10 protein-coding genes and 1 tRNA gene are annotated in these 16616 nt (G+C 66.4%); 3 read left to right on the forward strand and 8 right to left on the reverse strand.

What is annotated here, in order from left to right; all coding sequences use genetic code 11:
* Positions 1 to 194 precede the first annotated feature (194 nt).
* The 7 genes from ACFWUP_RS21695 to ACFWUP_RS21725 form a co-directional block, all read right to left on the reverse strand.
* Entirely contained in the window at positions 195 to 866 is a 672-nt protein-coding gene (locus ACFWUP_RS21695; RefSeq protein WP_379236994.1) for a hypothetical protein, read from the reverse strand.
* Positions 863 to 1333: an acyl-CoA thioesterase gene (locus ACFWUP_RS21700; RefSeq protein WP_379236996.1), complete on the reverse strand. Its 471-nt coding sequence runs from the start codon at positions 1331 to 1333 to the stop codon at positions 863 to 865. The genes ACFWUP_RS21695 and ACFWUP_RS21700 overlap by 4 nt, the downstream gene beginning before the upstream one ends.
* Positions 1330 to 6216, reverse strand: a complete 4887-nt coding sequence (locus ACFWUP_RS21705; RefSeq protein ID WP_379236998.1) for an NAD-glutamate dehydrogenase — start codon at positions 6214 to 6216, stop codon at positions 1330 to 1332. Before ACFWUP_RS21705 ends, ACFWUP_RS21700 begins: the two co-directional genes overlap by 4 nt.
* A gap of 232 nt (positions 6217 to 6448) precedes the next feature.
* On the reverse strand, positions 6449 to 8125 hold the full coding sequence (gene ettA, locus ACFWUP_RS21710; protein WP_379237000.1) for an energy-dependent translational throttle protein EttA: 1677 nt from the start codon (positions 8123 to 8125) through the stop codon (positions 6449 to 6451).
* A 69-nt stretch (positions 8126 to 8194) separates the two neighbouring features.
* Complete coding sequence (locus ACFWUP_RS21715; protein WP_379237002.1) at positions 8195 to 8761, reverse strand: single-stranded DNA-binding protein; 567 nt, start codon at positions 8759 to 8761, stop codon at positions 8195 to 8197.
* A 126-nt stretch (positions 8762 to 8887) separates the two neighbouring features.
* Entirely contained in the window at positions 8888 to 9865 is a 978-nt protein-coding gene (locus ACFWUP_RS21720) for a serine/threonine dehydratase (protein WP_379237004.1), read from the reverse strand.
* Positions 9862 to 11910 carry a cytochrome c oxidase assembly protein gene (locus ACFWUP_RS21725; RefSeq protein ID WP_379237006.1) on the reverse strand — a complete coding sequence of 683 codons (2049 nt, stop codon included), beginning with the start codon at positions 11908 to 11910 and terminating at the stop codon, positions 9862 to 9864. Before ACFWUP_RS21725 ends, ACFWUP_RS21720 begins: the two co-directional genes overlap by 4 nt.
* Positions 11911 to 12048: 138 nt before the next feature.
* Between ACFWUP_RS21725 and ACFWUP_RS21730 the strand changes: the two genes are divergently transcribed.
* Positions 12049 to 12122: transfer RNA gene (locus ACFWUP_RS21730), tRNA-Arg, on the forward strand.
* Positions 12123 to 12389: 267 nt separating this feature from the next.
* On the opposite strand, the gene ACFWUP_RS21735 is transcribed toward ACFWUP_RS21730, so the two are convergent.
* The gene (locus ACFWUP_RS21735) at positions 12390 to 13727 is read right to left on the reverse strand and encodes a hypothetical protein (protein WP_379237008.1); all 1338 of its coding nucleotides are present in this window, start codon (positions 13725 to 13727) and stop codon (positions 12390 to 12392) included.
* Positions 13728 to 14530: 803 nt separating this feature from the next.
* On the opposite strand from ACFWUP_RS21735, the gene ACFWUP_RS21740 reads away from it, so the two are divergent.
* Positions 14531 to 15769 (forward strand): IS256 family transposase, encoded by a 1239-nt coding sequence (locus ACFWUP_RS21740; RefSeq protein ID WP_379237010.1) that lies wholly within the window; start codon positions 14531 to 14533, stop codon positions 15767 to 15769.
* 209 nt (positions 15770 to 15978) lie between these two features.
* Entirely contained in the window at positions 15979 to 16494 is a 516-nt protein-coding gene (locus tag ACFWUP_RS21745; RefSeq protein ID WP_379237012.1) for a hypothetical protein, read from the forward strand.
* Positions 16495 to 16616 lie beyond the last annotated feature (122 nt).

The following is a 16616-nucleotide window of genomic DNA, read 5'->3' on the forward strand; positions in this document are numbered from 1 at the left end:
CGAGTTAGCCGCCGTTGCGTCCGAGGCGAAGCCTCCAGCAACGGCGGCTAACTCGCGGCCCCCCAGGGGCCGCGCTCGAGCGCGCCAGCGCTCCAAAAACACAGCGTCAAACCTCTGGGACAACTCAAACCCCGAAGCTCTGCCACACATCCCGCCCAGCGACTACCAAAACCCCGGAGCCAAGCCCGCACAATTCAGCTGGGCGACAACGGAATCCCACCACCGAGCCGACGAGCCACCGACCCGTATCGCGCGTCCAGTCGCAACCAGGTGCGGGTCGCGCGAACGCGAACCAGTTCCGACGGCTGGATCCGGCGCGACTCCGTCTTCTCCCCCGCGTGCGGGATGAAATCCATTGCGGTGAGCGCGAAGACAACGCGCATCGGCACCTGGACCTCGAGATCGCCGGGCCCCGTGACGGTGAGAACCGACTGATCGAGCAGCGACGCGGGCGGCCCCTTGGGACCGCTGTGTTCACGGGCCACATCCGCGCCGCGTTCGGCCAACTCGACCAGGGTCCGTGCCGGAATGTCGTCGACATGCGCGAAGCCGTCGGTGGGCGGCAGTGCGCCACGCCACGCGGAATCCATCGAGTAGCCCAGGTCGATCGGATGACCCGTGCTCAGCCCGGCGAGGACCATGTCCGCGCCGACGGTCACATCGTCGACACCGAGTTCGGCGGTGATCGTGCGCACCGCGAGAGTCTCGAAACCCGTTGCTACCCAAGCAGATACGAGACTGGACCCCCGCCGCCGCAGCCGGACGACAGTAGCGGGATCGAGGCGGATGGCACGACTGAGGAAGGTGGCCAGGTTCTCGCGTTCGGCCGGGTCGGGCGTGTGCAGCACCCGCTGTTCCGAGCTCACGCCCGCCACAGTGCCAGGTAGTCGCGCTCGGATTCGCTGAGCCTGCGCAGGCGCTGGGTATCGATGTCGAACGCGGCGAGCTGGGTGGTCGCGATGACCGCCGGCGGCGAATCGGGGGCCGCGCCGTTGGCACGCACCTCATAGCCGATCGTGAAATCGACCGCGCGCAACTGCTTCACCCACATGGCGATATCGAGCGGGGTGTCTTCGTGGCGCAACTGCCCGCGGTACTTCACGTGCAGGTCGACCAGCACACAGCCCTGTCGACCCATCGACGCCGTCGGCTTGTCGTCGTCGAACAGCCACGGAATCCGCGCCTCTTCCAGCAGCGTCACCATGCGGGCGTGGTTGACGTGCTGGAACACGTCCATATCCGACCAGCGGATCTCGACCTTCGCGTGAAAACGCTGCGGCAACACCAGCTCCGGTGCGGACGTGGCGGTGTTGCCGTTGGGCGAACTCGTCACCGTGGTACCTCCGATTGGGCGCCCACCCCGCTCACCATGCTCCGCACCTGTCGTGCGGCAACCGACAGTGTGGCGAGGTCGTGGGTCCCGGACTCGAACAATTCCGACAGTGCCGCGCGCGCACGGCCCAGCCGGGACTGGTTCTTCGACTCCCAGTATGCAATTTTCTCGTCGGCCGTTTCCTCCGGGTCACCCGCGGACAGCACATCCAGGGTGAGCGAGCGCAGCGAACCGTACATGTCGTCGCGCAGCGCGAGCCGGGCCAGCGCGTGCCAGCGGTCGCCACGTTCGAGGTGACTCACCGCCTCGAGCAGCCAGTCGATCTTGAGATGCTCGTTGAGCGCGTAGTACAGCGCACCCACCTCTGTGCCTTCACGCTCGGTGATATCGGCGATGTCGACGATGTCGAGCAGCGGGAACAGCCCGAGCAACCCGAACACCTCGGTGGCCAGGTCGGTCGGCGCGCCGCGGGCGATCAACTCGGCCGCGCCCTGGGTGAGCGAGGTGACATGGTGCCCGCGCAACCAGCCCGGCACCTGCGGCGCCAGTTCCTGCACGCGACGGTGGTACCGGTTGATCTCGGCGCCGACCGCGACCGGCTGCGGACGGTTGGTCAGCAACCAGCGCGAGGCTCGGTCCAGCGTCCGCTTCGATTCCAGTTCCAGCAGGTCACAGACCCCGGACGGGGCGTCAGCGCTGCGGATGCGCGACCACACGTCGTGGAGCTGGAAGATCTCGGTGGCCGCGGCGAACGCGCGCACTGTGTCGGAGGTGGTGGCCCCGACCTCTTCGGCGAGCCGATGGGCGTAGGTGATGCCGCCGTAGTCGACGACCTCGTTGACGATCATCGTGGTGACGATCTCGCGGCGCAGCCGGTGCTTCTTGATCGCCGCACCGAACTGCTCGCGCAGCGGTGTCGGGAAGTACAGCGGCAGCTTGGTCGCGAAATAGGTGCTGTCGGGCAAGTCGGTGTCGAGCAGGTCGGCCTTGAGCCCGAGCTTCACGTGCGCGAGCAGGTTGGCCAGTTCGGGCGAGGCGAGGCCTGCGCCCGCTTCCGCGAGGCCGGCCAGCTCGGCGGGCGACGGCAACGCTTCGAGTTCGCGGTCGAGGCCGCGGCGCTGTTCGAGATCGGCGATGACGCGGCCGTGCACGGTGAGCATATGGGGTGCGTCGGTGCGGGCGATGCCGATCAACACGTTCTGATCGACGTTGTCCTGCAACACCATTCGCGCGACCTCGTCGGTCATCGAGGCCAGCAGCGGATTGCGGTCGGCGGGGGCGAGACCGCCCGCGCTGACCACACCGTCGAGCAGGACCTTGATGTTGACCTCGTGGTCGGAGCAGTCGACGCCGGCGGAATTGTCGAGCGCGTCGGTGTTCATCTTGCCGCCGTTGCGGCAGAACTCGATCCGGCCGAGCGCGGTGGCACCCAGGTTGCCGCCTTCGCCGATCACCTTGACCCGCAACTGATTTCCGTCGACCCGCACCGCGTCGTTGGACTTGTCGCCCACCTCGGCGTTGGATTCGGTGCTGGCCTTCACATAGGTGCCGATGCCGCCGTTCCACAGCAACTGCACCGGCGCGAGCAGGATCGCGCGCACCAGTTCCGGCGGCGAGAGCGCCTGTACCGAGTCGGGCAGGCCGAGTGCGGTTCTGGCCTGCGGTGAGATCGGCACCGACTTCACGGTGCGCTCGAACACCCCGCCGCCCTCACTGATCAGGCTGCGGTCGTAGTCGGCCCAGGAGGAGCGCGGCAGCGCGAACAGGCGCTCGCGTTCGGCGAACGAACTCGCGGCGTCGGGGTTCGGATCGAGGAAGATGTGGCGGTGGTCGAAGGCGGCGACCAGCCGGATGTGCGGGGACAGCAGCATGCCGTTGCCGAACACGTCGCCGCTCATGTCGCCGACGCCGACCACGGTGAATTCCTGGCTCTGGGTGTCGATGTCCATCTCGCGGAAGTGGCGTTTGACCGCTTCCCACGCGCCCTTGGCGGTGATGCCCATCGCCTTGTGGTCGTAGCCCGCCGAGCCGCCGGAGGCGAACGCGTCGCCCAGCCAGAAGCCGTAGCGCAGCGCCACATCGTTGGCGATATCGGAGAAGCTGGCGGTGCCCTTGTCGGCGGCGACCACCAGATAGGTGTCGTCGCCGTCGCGGCGCACCACCCGATCGGGCGGCAGCACCGCGCCGGTGGCCAGATCGACATTGTCGGTGAGGTCGAGCAGCCCGGAGATGAAGGTGCGGTAGCAGGCGATGCCCTCGGCGATGCTCGCCTGCCGGTCGACGGCTGCGTCACCGATCGGCGCGGGCGGGCGCTTCACCACGAAACCGCCCTTGGCACCGACCGGCACGATCACCGCGTTCTTCACCGCCTGCGCCTTGACCAGGCCGAGGATCTCGGTGCGGAAGTCCTCGAGCCGGTCCGACCAGCGCAGACCACCACGCGCCACCGAGCCGAACCGCAGGTGCACACCCTCCACCCGCGGCGAGTACACGAAGATCTCGAATTGCGGTCGCGGCTTGGGCAATTCGGCGATCTCGCGCGGCTGCACCTTCAGCGCCAGGTAGTCGCGCGGACGACCCTCGGCGTCGAGGACGTAGTTGTTGGTGCGCAGCGTGGCCTTGATCAGCCCGAGGATGGCGCGCAGGATGCGGTCGGCATCCATGCTGACCACCTCGTCGATCCCGGCCCGCACCCGCGCCTCCAGTTCGACGGCGGCCTCGACGGACACGGTGGCCGGATCGAAGCGGGCGGCGAACAGGTCGACGAAGTCGCGCGCGACCTCGGGATGGGCCAGCAGCACGCGAGCGATATTGACCTGGGAGTACGGGAATCCGGCCTGCTGCAGGTATTTCGCGTACGCGCGCAGGATCGCGACCGACCGCCACGGCAGGCCTGCGCGCAGCACGAGTTCGTTGAGACCGTCGGCTTCGGCCCGGTCGTACCAGACCGCTTCGAAGGCTTCGGTGAACCGGGTGCGCAGGGCATCGATCTGGCCGGGCTCGTCGAGCAGTGCCGCGTCGAGGTCGCCACCGAGGGCGTTGCGCAGCAGTTCGGGACGGGCCTGCAGGCCGAAATCGTAGATCCAGCGCTCGGTGCCGCCCTCGTGCTCGAGCTGGTAGGGCCGTTCGTCGACCACCTCGACGCCCAGGCTCTGCAGAACAGGGAGCACCTGACTCAGCGAAACCCCCGAGCCGGCGATATAGAGGCTGAACCGCCACGAACCCGGCGCCGCTTCGGGTCGGCGGTACAGGTACTGGCCGATGCCACCCTCGGTGAGTCGCTCGAGCCGCACGATGTCGGCCAGCGCGCGGGCGGGCGTGAAGTCTTCCTTGTAGCTTTCCGGCAGTGCGTCCGAATACCGGGCGACCACCGCGGGATCGAGCACTGTGGAGGAGGCGACGGCATCGCCGATCCGGTCGTCCCAGGAGTGGCTGGCCGCGTTGAGCAGGGCCTGCAGTCGCAGCCGGTTGTCCTCGGAGGTGTCCGGAGCGTTGTTGCCGCTGGTCTCGGTCGGCAGCATCACCGTGAAATACACGCTGGCGAGCTCGCTTTCGCTCACCCGCGCCGAATAGTCGATGTCGACACCGCCGAGCTCGGCGACCAGGATCTCCTGCATCTCCAGGCGGACCGCGGTGGTGTAGCGATCGCGCGGCAGGTACACCATGCAGGCCACGAACCGGCCGTAGCCGTCGCAACGCAGGAAAAGCCGGACCTGCCTGCGCAATCCGACGCCGAGCACCGCGACGGCCGTGCGGCGCATGGTCTCGGTGTCGGCGGAGAACAGTTCGGTGCGCGGGAACGACTCGATCACCTCGAGCATCGCCTGCCCGGAGAACGAATCCTTGTCGAACCCGGCACCCTCGATCGCGGTGCGCACCCGGCGATTGATCACCGGGATGTCGAGCACGTTCTCGTGTACCGCGCTGACGGTGAACACCCCGATGAACAGGTGCACGCCCACCACCGCACCGGCCGCGTCGACGTCGGCGACGCCGACGAAGTACGGGTACACCGAGCGGTGCACGGTCGCGCGCACCAAGCCCTGGGTGAGCAGCAGCAGCGGGCGGTCCTCGCCGTTGATGGGCACCAGGAAGTCGGTCCCGATATCGGGGCGAAGCACGCCGAGGCTGGCACCGGGCACCGCCGTGGACACGGTGTGGCCGTTCTCGATCTCGCGGCGGTAGTGGGCGTATCCGAGCAGGGTGAAGTTGCCGTCGGCCAGCCAGCGCAGCAGCTGGGCGCAATCGGACACCTCGACGCCGGGGAACGGTGTCGAACCCGCGGCGGCGGACCGGTCGAGCTCATCGGCGAGCGAGCTCTGCACCGCGGCCATGGCCTCGGTGTCGTCGATCACCTGGCGGACATCGTCGATCACCTCGGGCATGGTGCGTTCGATGTGGTCGAGCTGGGCCCGGCTGGTCGAAGGGTGCAGTTGCAGGTGCATCCACGATTCGGTGAGCCCGGTCGCGCCGTGGCCGTCCACCTCGTGCGCCGCGGCGCCGGTGAGGTGGCCGTGCTCGTCGCGGGTGACCTCGAAGATCGGGTGGATTACCTCGGAGACACTCACCTGCATCCGGCCCAGCGCCGCGGTGATCGACTCCACCAGCAGCGGCATGTCGTCGGTGACCACCTGCACCGCCGCGCCCATCCCGGTGCCGTCGTCGGGGTGGTGCACCCGCACCGTGGCCTTACCGGGCAGGCGAACGGCGGCCAATTCCATGTGGTGCCGGAAGATCTGGGTGATTCCGGGGATCGGGAAGTCCACGTCGCCGGCGTCGACGTGTCGGAAATACGCCTCCTCGAGAGTCGCGAGATCGCCGCGCAAGCTCTGCGGCATTCCCGCGGCCCACGCCGCGCTGGAGATTTCCGACGAGACCGTCATCGTTTAGCCCACTCCCATGGATTGTGGTTCGCTTCGATTTCGCAACGCAGGTGACGCATTTTCGAGACTAGCTGCGGGTACTCGAACATGTTCAGCGAATTCAGGCTTGCCGCACGGGTAACTTGCGAACGTTCGATGAACGCGAGGGGGCCGATCGGCACAACGCCGACGGCCCGGCAGATCGACCGTTCTCAGATCGTTCCACCGGGCCGTCACGCGAGGGCCGCGCGTATCAGTCGCGCGTCAGCTTGCGGTGCGTAACACGGTGCGGGCGTGCGGCATCGGCGCCGAGACGCTCGATCTTGTTCGCCTCGTATGCCTCGAAGTTGCCTTCGAACCAGTACCACTTGGCGTCGTTGTCGTCGTCGCCCTCCCACGCCAGGATGTGGGTGCAGGTGCGATCGAGGAACCACCGGTCGTGGGAGATCACGACGGCGCAGCCGGGGAACTGATCGAGCGCGTTCTCGAGCGAACTGAGGGTTTCGACGTCGAGGTCGTTGGTCGGTTCGTCGAGCAGGATCAGGTTGCCGCCCTCTTTGAGGGTCAGCGCCAGATTCAGGCGGTTGCGCTCACCACCGGAGAGCACCCCGGCCGGCTTCTGCTGATCCGGACCCTTGAAGCCGAACGCGCTGACGTAGGCGCGTGAGGGCATCTCCTGGTTGCCGACCTGGATGAAGTCGAGGCCTTCGGAGACGACCTGCCAGACGTTCTTCTTCGGGTCGATGCCGCCGCGGTTCTGGTCGACGTAGCTCAGCTTGACCGTCTCGCCGACCTTCACCTCACCGCTGTCGGCAGATTCGAGACCGACGATGGTCTTGAACAGCGTCGTCTTACCGACACCGTTGGGCCCGATGACGCCGACGATGCCGTTGCGCGGCAGCGTGAACGACAGGTCCTTGATGAGCTGACGATCGCCGAAGCCCTTGTCGAGGTTCGACACGTTGACCACGATGTCGCCGAGGCGCGGACCCGCGGGGATCTGGATCTCCTCGAAGTCCAACTTGCGGTGCTGCTCGGCCTCGGCCGCCATCTCCTCGTAACGACCCAGGCGAGCCTTGTTCTTGGCCTGACGGGCCTTGGCGCCGGAGCGCACCCAGGCCAGTTCGTCCTTGAGCCGCTTCTGCAGCTTCTGGTCCTTCTTGCCCTGCACCTCGAGACGCTGGGCCTTCTTCTCCAGGTAGGTGGAGTAGTTGCCCTCGTAGGGGTAGGCACGGCCACGGTCGAGTTCGAGGATCCACTCGGCGACATTGTCGAGGAAGTACCGGTCGTGGGTGACGGCCAGCACGGCGCCCGGGTAGTCGGCGAGGTGCTTCTCCAGCCACAGCACGCTCTCGGCGTCGAGGTGGTTGGTCGGTTCGTCGAGCAGCAGCAGGTCGGGCTTGCTCAGCAGCAGCTTGCACAGCGCGACACGGCGACGCTCACCACCGGAGAGGTTGGTGACCGGCGCGTCCGGCGGCGGGCAGCGCAGCGCGTCCATGGCCTGCTCGAGCTGGGAGTCGACATCCCAGGCGTCGGCGTGGTCGAGGAACTCCTGGAGCTGGCCCATCTCGTCCATGAGCTCGTCGGAGTACTCGGTGGCCATCAGTTCGGCGATCTCGTTGAACCGATCCAGCTTGACCTTGACCTCACCGAGGCCCTCCTCCACGTTGCCGCGGACGGTCTTCTCCTCGTTGAGGTCGGGTTCCTGCATGAGGATGCCGACCGTGGCACCCGCGCCGAGGAACGCCTCACCGTTGTTGGGCCGGTCCAGTCCCGCCATGATCTTCAGCACGCTGGACTTACCCGCGCCGTTGGGACCAACGACACCGATCTTGGCGCCGGGAAGGAAGTTCAAGTACACGTCGTCGAGGATGACTTTGTCGCCGTGTGCTTTGCGAACCTTGATCATCTGATAAATGAACTCAGCCATACGCGCAAGCCTATCGGTGGGAGAAACGGGAACAGGACGGGGAAGGGGCCGGTGCCGCGGAAACGACCCTCATGCGTCGACCTGCTCGGCACCGGTGGTGCTCGACACCACGTCCGGCGGTCGCGCGGGGACAGCATCCGCCACGGTCGTAGAGGCTACGGCAACGGGTTCGGTCGACGCATACCCGGTGGCAGCGTCGTCGGCCCCCGGTAGCGCAGCGTCGCGGAGGTCGGAAATATTCCGCACCGCCGCATGCGGCAGCGATCGCATGCCCTCCGACCGGCGCACGACACTCGCGTGGCAGCGTGCCAGATCGGGCCCGATCGCGACCGCGCGCATCTCCAGGTCGCGCCGCTCGGTGCCGTCCTTGCCGCGGTACTCGTGCGTGCGCAGTTGCCCGTAGGCGATCACCGGATCGCCACGGTGCAACGACCGTTCCACCCCGGTCACCAGCCTGCGCCAGCACGCAACCGTGAGATACAGCGTCCCGTTGTCGGTCCAGTCCCCCGTTTTTGGGTCGAATCGGCGGGCATTGCTCGCCATCCGGAAGGTCAGCATCTGCTCGCCGTTGCTGAGATCGCGCCGTACCGGCTGCGTGATGACAGTGCCGACTACCGTCGTGTGTGCCTCGTACATCGAATTCCGCCCCGCTCGAATCCACCGTTGTTGCTCTGACCACCCAAGGATGACGTGCGAAACAGGCGCGTGGGAGGCGCTGAGTGAATCTGTGGATAACTCGACGGATTGTGGATATCTGCCGTGTCAGAGCACCGGAAGTTCAGTGTTCGCCCCGCACAGGACCACGATCGGCCGCACACCCGGCGCCGGCGTGTACACCCCGCTCTGCACGGCCGCCAGCGCGGCGGCACCCTCGAGTTCGACCACCACACGGAACTCACGCCACAGATATTCGCGGGCGGCGGCCACCGCGTCGTCGGCCACCGCGAGCGCGGGCATCCGGTGCCGCTGGGCGATGTCGAAGGCGATATCGCCGACCCGCGTCGCGCACAGCAACTCACCGGCCCGCGACGGCACGTCCACATCGACCGGTTCGCCTTTCGCGAGCGCGGCCGAGAGCACCGGGATGTGCTCGGATTCGATGCCGATGATCTCCCGGCGTCTGCCCAGCGCCGCGCCGAGGCCCGCGATCAGCCCACCGCCGCCGACCGCAGCCAGCACCGGCGGCCTGCCGCGCACCTGTTCTTCCAGCTCGAGCCCGATCACCCCGGCACCCGCCACCACGGCAGGCATGTCATAGGCGTGCAGGTGAGCGGCGCCGCGCTCGGCGGCCAGGGTGACGGCCCGACGTTGCGCCTCGTCGTAGGACGTGCCGTGCCACAGCACCTCGGCACCGTGCGCCCACATCGCGGCCACCTTGGTGTGCGGCGCGGATTCCGGCACCACGATCGTGCACTCCTTGCCGAGCTGCGCCGCGGCCAACGCAACCGCGATCCCGGCATTGCCCGCCGAGGCGGCCACCACATGGTCGGCGCCGCTGTCGGCGCTGAGCAGGGCATTGAGCGCGCCACGCACGGTGAAGGTGCCGCCGTGCTGCAGGAATTCCATTTTCAGCGAGACCGGCACCGGCCCGTCCGGACCGTCCACACTCGTGTGGAACACCGGCGTCTTGCGCACCCGACCGGCCAGGCGTCGCCGCGCCGCCCGCACATCGGTGCGCAGCACCCGCTCCGGTTCGGCTCGCTCGGTCGATTCGCTCGACGGCCCACCGAATCCGCTCACCGGCGGACCTCGCCGTCGCGCCGGGCCAGCTCCGCGTACATCGCGTTGACGGCGGTCAGATCGGCGTCGTTGTCGCGGTCGGCGGCGCGGTCGGTGCGCTTGGCCAGCTTGGTGTCACTGCGTGACCATTGGATGAGCAGGGCGAGCATCACCACCACCAGCGGCACCTCGCCGCTGGCCCAGGCGAAACTGCCGCCGTTGCGCTGGTCGGCGAGCAGGTCGATGTTCCAGCCGAGGTCGAGGGTGCGATAGAACCAGTCGCCGAGCACGGTCGTCATGCTCATCAGCGCGATGCCGAAGAACGCGTGGAACGGCAGCGTGCCGAACACCATCGCGAGCTTGGTCAGCGGCGCCACCTCGCGCGGTTTGGGATCGATGCCGATCACCACCCAGTAGAACAGGTAGCCGCTGAGCAGGAAGTGCGCGTTCATCATCAGGTGAGCGGCGTGCGAGTCGACATAGGCGTCGAAGATGCCGCCCAGGTACAGCGCGTAGAAACCGGCCACGAAGATCAGCGATGCCACCACGGGCTGGGTGAGGAACCGCGAGACCGGGTTGTGCACGGCCGCCAGAATCCACTCGCGCGGGCCGGGCACTCCCCCGCGTCCGGCGGGCGGGAGCGCGCGCAAGGCCAGGGTCACCGCGCCACCGAGCGCGAGCAGGATCGGTGCCAGCATCGACAACGCCATGTGCGCGCCCATGTGCACACTGAACATGGCCGGTGAATAGCGTCCGACCCCCGACGACGTGGCGAGCAACAGCACCAGACAGCCGCTGCACCAGGCGATGGTGCGCCCGACCGGCCAGGCGTCGCCGCGTTTGCGCAGCCTACGGACGCCGAGCAGGTACAGCGCGGCCAACACGATCGCCAGGGTTCCGAAGATCAGGTCGAACCGCCAGTCGAACAGCAGACGGCTCACGGTGGGCGGGCCAGAGAGGGTATAGCCCAGCTCCACTTCGACCGGTGTCGGCACCGCGGTCGGCGGCGGTGGCGGGGTGCGCCCGAGGCCGACGGCCAGGCCTATGGTCGCCGCGAAGATCACCATCTCCACCCCGGCGAACCGGATCAGCGCACCACGCTCGCGCGGATCGGCGGCCAGCGCGGGCAACGAGGCCCTGCGCTGCAGGTAGCCGATGGCGCCGAGCACCAGCAGCGCGGCCGCTTTCGCGAGCACGAGCCTGCCGTAGGTGGTGGTGAACAGGTCCGAGACGGGCACCCGCACCCAAGCATTGACGACGCCGCTGAGGCCGATCACCACGATCGAGATGGTCGCGGCCACCGAGAACCGCCGCGCGGCGATATCGGTGTTCGCGCCACCGCGCATCGCGTGCGCCAGCACCGCCACCAGCCCGCCCACCCAGACCGCGGCCGACACCATGTGCAGGATCAGCGAATTCGTCGCCACATCGTGGGACCCGCCGGAGGACGAATGCCCGGTCAGCGCCAGCGGCATCATCGTCACCAACGCGCCCGCAAGCAGCACCGGCGTCCAACCCCAGCGCAACGCCCACCGGCACCCGATCGCCACGATCAGCGCGAACAGCACCGTCGTGCGCCAGGCACCCGCGACCTCGACCTGCGTGATCACCGGCCACAACACTTCGGGTCGCCAGATCGCACTCACCGGCTGACCGGTCGTGTCCGACACCGTCAACGGCACCAGCAACGCCGCACTCGCGGCCCACACCAACGCCGCGTCCGAGGCCCGCCGCACCGCCCGATACCCACCCGCTTCGAGTAGTCCACCATCACGCGGAGGCAGCAGGAACGCCGCGAACAACAGCGAGCCGACGGTCACCGCCGCAGCCAGATCGGCCACCGCGCGCAGCGCAGGCAACCCATATGTTGTCAACGCCCCCGGATCGGGTATACCGAGCAAACTGAGCGCATGCGCGGCCGACAACCCGACCACCATGGCCGCGACCACCGCGGCGATACACCCGGCAACAACACTGAGCACACCGAACGACGCCGCGGGACCCGACTCCGCCGGAGGTCCGCCGTCGACGGCGGGTCCAGCGGAGGGGTCCTGCGATAACGACATGACAACGAGGGTAGTTCGACGTGCCCGACCACGCCCCGATGGGGCGCCCCCACCCGAGCCTCCGTTCACCCATCCGACCGGTCGCTATACTTTTCGAGCTGGACAGTGCGGCCGACATCGGCCACAGTGAAAGCGATTGCCTCCGTAGCTCAGTTGGATAGAGCAAGAGCCTTCTAATCTCTAGGTCGCAGGTTCGATTCCTGCCGGGGGCACGCCACAGAACTGCGAATCCGCTGACCAGCGGATTCGCAGTTCTGGCATTACGGTATCCGCGCTGATCTCGCTGTAGGGCAGATCGCCAGCGACTGATCACACTGGATGGGCTTGGATCCCGGTGTCGGAAACGTCGGATTCGATCAGGTGCCAATGCCCAAACAGCGAAGTCGTCGCCGGGTGATCGCCGACACATGATTAGCCACGCCTCAACATCGATCGTGGATCCAGAGTCGCAAGCCGTCTCCAGCACCTCGCCGGGCCTGTCACCATCGAGATCCATCTGGACCATTCGGGCTCCAGCCTTCGAGGAACGGTTTGAGATCCTCTGGCTGGGGGTCCGGGACGACGGGCACAATTCTCGACAAGTTTCTGATGGGATCCAGGCCGTCGACCCGCAGTTCAGCCTCATCGAGCTGTCGCATGATGTTGTCGCGAAGCTCGCCCTCATACCGTTCGGCATGCTCTCTGGCCGCTGCCAGGAACTCGCGGTGCTGATTCACGAGCTGCCACTCACGCGCACGATCCTTGAAGTGCCCCCACCTAGCGTTCTCGGCGTACCGCTCAGCCGCGACCGACATGGCACTCTCCCAGCGCACTAGCCGCTCGGCCTTCTCCCGCTCGCGCGTACGCTGACGCCAGTCAGCGCGCAGAGCGTAGATCTCCAGCGCTCGGAATACCTCCGGGAGCTTATCTTCGACTTTGATTGACTTTGCGTCGCGGTAGTGGTCACCGTTGTACCCACATCCTGGCCCACGAACGACAACCTCGAGCTTGCCCGTGCTGACAAACTCCCACCCCCGAGTCGCGATCCATCCAGGCACCGACTTGCGTTCATTCCACGGCAACGGCGGCACCTTCGCCGTACCCCGCACAGATATTTCCTTGATCTGAACTCCGTAGGCACCGTCGGGTGCCCGCAATACCAACTGTCCCGTGACCGTCTCGCCCGATTGTCTGGCTTGCCAGCCCTTTGCCGAGTCTGGTGCCTTTGCGTCGATTCCGCGTTCAGCCGCCTCGATCGCTAGGGCCTGCAGAATCCTCGCCGCACGAGGAACGTGCTCGCTACTGACATACTGCCAATCCTTGTCGTCGAGGAAGGCCCGTACCGCGGGATGAAACTTGGCGACGCGCTCGGGAACCGGGACGGCGCGGGGTTCAACCAAATCGTCGAAGTGCTCGGTCAGCACAATCGCGTGCTCATCAGATCCGAAACCCCCGATCCGAATCACTTCCAGCTTCTTTCCCCTCGGCCGGGCAGACGACTTCAGACTGCGGTCGACGAGAAGGCGATGAGCGTCCGCGGCCTCGCGCCCCGGCTCGAGTACGAGTCGGCCTTCTGCGGCCAGGACCCGTGCGATCAGCTGATCCACTTCGGAATCATCCGGAACTACATCCGCTGACTGCCACTGCCGACCGGCTTCGGTGATGGCCGCAGCCCAGGTCGATCCTTTCCCGCTGATGGTGATCAGTCCTCGCCGTTCCAGCGCCCGCGCGACGACCCGATGCTGATGATCAGCAAAGACACCGTCGGGGCAGCCTCCACGGACCCATTCGAGAACGTCGATCTGCTTCTGGTTCAACTGCACCGGGACCTTGCTCATGTGACCTTCCTCGCTCCTACTGCCAACTCCTGCGTGACATTCCAGCCGAGCCCCCGGCTGTCCATTTCTGTGACTATCCCTACACAGCTCGCCAACCAGCTACCCCCAATGCCGACCGCGATTCTTGATACAGACGACGTCCCGCTCGGGCGGTGGGACCGCCTCGCCGACGCGGCAACCTACTCGAACTCGGCACTGCCACGTATGTCGACAAGACCGACTCCTGCGGGAACCTCGATGACAGAGGCTCCAGCCCAGCGGACCCACAGGGCGACATTCCCGGCGTCGGCTTCGGCGGCGAGCTTCTTCAACGACCATGCCTTATTTGTGCGGTCGATTTCGATCGCTACCGCAGGTGTCCATCGTCCTCGCGTGCAGAGCAGGTCCAGCCGCCCTCGGTAGGGCCCAACCACTGTCGGCCTCGATATTCGAGCAGGGGCTTCCGTCGTTATCCTCCAACCTTGGATACGAGCCCAGCGGACTACCTGCTCGGTAACGAGCCTCGTCGCTGCCGGTGCCGCTAGCCCCGACAACCGAATCGGCCACAGGTGCTGTCTCAGTGACGCCACCCAGCGGTCCGTCTCATCCCTCCCCGTCACACGCAACACCCTACGAACGGCCACCGACAAGCTTTAGTCTGCCGCCAGGGACGCATCGACTAGCGCCGACCACGGTTGCGTCCAATAGCGTGGTGTACGGCCCGACCATCGGACCAGGTCCGAGCGTGTCGTAGCCGGAAATAGGGAGGTCACCGCGTGACCCTTGAAGAGACCGCCAAAGTCACTTGAAGGAGAAACCACGCGATGACCTCTGTCCAGCGTATCGACCCGAACAAGCCCTTCGATGCCCAACTCGCCGCGGCCAGCCCTGATCTGCTGCGAGAAATGCTGTCCAGCTTCGTGCACACGATCATGAACGCCGAGGCCGACACCCTGTGTGGTGCCGACTACGGCCAACGCAGCGACGACCGTGTCAACTCCCGAAACGGATACCGACACCGCGACTTCGACACCCGCGTCGGGACCATGGACGTCGCGATCCCCAAACTGCGGTCGGGAACCTACTTCCCCGACTGGCTTTTGGAACGGCGCAAACGCGCCGAACGAGCGTTGACCAGCGTCGTGGCGACCTGCTACCTACTCGGTGTCTCGACCCGTCGGATGGAGAAACTCGTCGAATCCCTCGGTGTCACACAGCTTTCCAAGTCCCAGGTCTCGATCATGGCCGCTGACCTGGATGCCCAGGTCGAAGCGTTTCGGACCCGCCCCCTGGACCAAGGCCCTTACGCGTTCGTGGCCGCGGACGCGTTGGTGTTGAAAGTCCGCGAGAACGGGCGAGTGGTCAACGTCCACGCCCTGGTCGCTACCGGCGTCAACGCCGATGGGTTCCGCGAGATCCTGGGCTTGCAAGTCACTTCCGGCGAAGACGGGGCCGGCTGGTTGGCGTTCTTCCGTGACCTGGTCGCGCGGGGTTTGTCGGGGGTCGAGCTGGTGACCTCCGACGCGCACGCGGGTCTCATTGCTGCGATCGGGGCGACGTTGCCGGGGGCGTCGTGGCAGCGATGCCGCACCCACTACACCGTGAACTTGATGTCGGTGACCCCGAAATCGTCGTGGCCGTGGGTTCGGACTTTGTTGCATTCGGTGTTCGACCAAGCCGATCCGGAATCGGTTGCCGCCCAATATGATCGGATGCTGGACGCGTTGGCGGAGAAGCTGCCCCGAGTCGCGGCGCACCTGGACGCGGCTCGCGCGGATCTGTTGGCGTTCACCGCGTTCCCGAAACGGATCTGGCGCCAGATCTGGTCGAACAACCCCCAAGAACGGTTGAACAAGGAGATCCGTCGCCGCACCGACGTGGTCGGGATCTTCCCCGACCGCACCGCGATCATCCGTTTGGTCGGGGCGGTGTTGGCCGAGCAACACGACGAGTGGATCGAAGGACGCCGCTACCTGGGCCTGGATGTTTTGGCCCGTTCCCGCGGGCTGGGTGAGCTGCCTGACGAGCAGGAAGGAGACTCGGTTGAAGCTTTGACCGCCTGACCAACTGCGGTCACGCGGGGATCATCCCGTTACACCACGCATTTGGACTTGACCCCGACCACGCGCCTCGGATCCGCGCGGGTGATCCAGGTTTCGAAACAGCACACATCGACGTTCGCATCTACGCAAGAGGCGAAGGTTGACGGGTCGAGCGAATGTTCTTGCCCCCGTGGCCATCCGCACCATGGACCCGCTGCGAACCACTCGGCGTGACGGTCTATCTCAGCCATGGGACTCCCCTCGAATCGTACGAGTTGACCAAGAAGGATCACCGGTGGCAGAAGGACGTGGAGCGAATCCGCAAGCACGTGAAAGCCCAGGCCGATCAATGGAAAGCCGAGGAGTCCGCCGACCCCGAGCTCAAGCAGGCCCGGCAGGACAATGTCGTACGGGTTCTGAAGATGATGGCGTCTTGGCCTAAGACGCCCGACCACGAGCTCATGCGCTGGCGTATCCGACTGTACTGCGGTCATATACACGAAACCAGCCGGCACAGCACCATCGAAAGCCCGGTCCTACACGGCAGCTCGTCAACCGAGTGCTCTGAATGTGGCCGCAATCCCGCAGCGATCGTGGCATACGAGCCGGTCGGCCTCAAAAGCGGACAGCCGGTACCGCAGGTAGGTCCACTCGCCACGCCGCCGAAACCAACCCGAAAGCAGCTGGAGAGCCAGCTTGCCGAGCTGAAGGCCGAGGTAGCCGCACTGAAAGCAGCGCGGCGCTAACAGCCGTCAGGGCACTTCTGAACCTCGCTTACGCAGGGCCGGAAGGTTGGTCATCCTGGTGCCCGACCGAGGACGATTCGCTCGCCATCGAAATTGTTGCTCGGCCAGTGTCCGCACCAACC

Origin of the sequence: Nocardia sp. NPDC058658 (assembly GCF_042716665.1) — a bacterium.
Classification (GTDB): domain Bacteria; phylum Actinomycetota; class Actinomycetes; order Mycobacteriales; family Mycobacteriaceae; genus Nocardia.